General features: G+C 64.3%; 1 protein-coding gene. It reads left to right on the top strand.

Features of this window, described 5'->3' with window-relative positions; all coding sequences use genetic code 11:
- Positions 1 to 109: 109 nt before the first annotated feature.
- Positions 110 to 1,105 carry a carbohydrate kinase gene (locus Q0349_RS13405; protein WP_298081518.1) on the top strand — a complete coding sequence of 332 codons (996 nt, stop codon included), beginning with the start codon at positions 110 to 112 and terminating at the stop codon, positions 1,103 to 1,105.
- Positions 1,106 to 1,217: the final 112 nt, after the last annotated feature.

The following is a 1,217-nucleotide window of genomic DNA, read 5'->3' as shown; positions in this document are numbered from 1 at the left end:
ACAGTATGAGGCTTTCGGTGGATGGCTATAAAATCCACATGGCCTGTGAAATTACCCACAATACATAACACACCCCTCGCACCCGTCCACCCAACCAAAGGAGACCCACATGGCCCTCTACGCCATTGGCGAAGCCCTGATTGACTTCGTCCCCAGCCGCCCCGGCAAGCCTGATGCCGACATCCGCTACACCCGGGCAGTCGGCGGCGCGCCGCTCAACGTCGCCGCCGCTTACGCCCGCTTGGGCGGCAAAAGTTACATTCTGAGCCAGGTCGGCGATGACGCCTTCGGCGCGCAAATCGCTGCCACCGCGCAGGCGGCGGGCGTCGATACCCGTTACCTGAAACGCAGCCGCGCGGCGAAAACCGCACTCGCCTTCGTCACCCTGCATGACAACGGCGAGCGCGAGTTCGCCTTCTACCGCGACCCGTCCGCCGATATGCTCTACCAGCCGGAAAACCTCGCCGCCATCACGCCGCAGCCGGGCGACATCCTCCACTACTGCTCGGTCTCGCTTACCCCCGGTCCGATGCGCGAGGCGCACCGCGTCGCCATCGAACACTTCCGCGCAGCGGGCGCGCTGATTAGCTTTGACATCAACCTGCGTCTGCCGCTGTGGCCCAATCCCGCCGATCTCTACGCCGCCGTGCAGGAATATCTGCCGCTGGCGGACATCATCAAGATTTCCGACGATGAACTGGAATTTGTCACCGGCGAACGCGACCCGGCGCGCGGCATCGGGCAGTTGCACCGTGGCGCGGTCAAGCACGTCATCTACACCTGCGGCGCCGATGGTGCTGCCTGGTACGACGCGGGCGGCCAACGCGGCGCGGTCAATGCCTACCGTGTGCAAGCGGTGGACGCCACCGGCGCGGGCGACGCCTTCATCGGCGGCCTGCTCGCCGAAATGAGCCGCCTCAATCTCAACCTGCACCAGGCGCTTACCGACGAACACATCGCCGCCCTGCTGCATCACGCCGCCGCCGTCGGCGCGATTACCACCTTGCAACGCGGCGCGATAAACAGTATGCCCGACCGCGACCAGCTACACGCCTTTCACGCGAAGAACGCACAAGGCAGCGCATCCACGCCAGCACATCGCTGAACCGGGAATCTGTACAAAATCTGAAAAACGCGCTTTCAGCATACTTGCGTAGAGCGTTGATGCCGGAGATCCGCCGGTATGCCCCCCTCCCCCCGTGGGGGAGGGCTGGGGT

This window comes from uncultured Cardiobacterium sp. (genome assembly GCF_938028185.1).
Taxonomy (GTDB): domain Bacteria; phylum Pseudomonadota; class Gammaproteobacteria; order Cardiobacteriales; family Cardiobacteriaceae; genus Cardiobacterium.
Note: the sequence above shows the minus strand (reverse complement) of the source record. Positions and strands in the feature narration are given on the sequence as shown.

Bases quoted from the DNA above. Each gene is read 5' to 3' on its own strand.
- Q0349_RS13405 (WP_298081518.1), top strand. From the start codon at position 110: ATGGCCCTCTACGCCATTGGCGAAGCCCTGATTGACTTCGTCCCCAGC.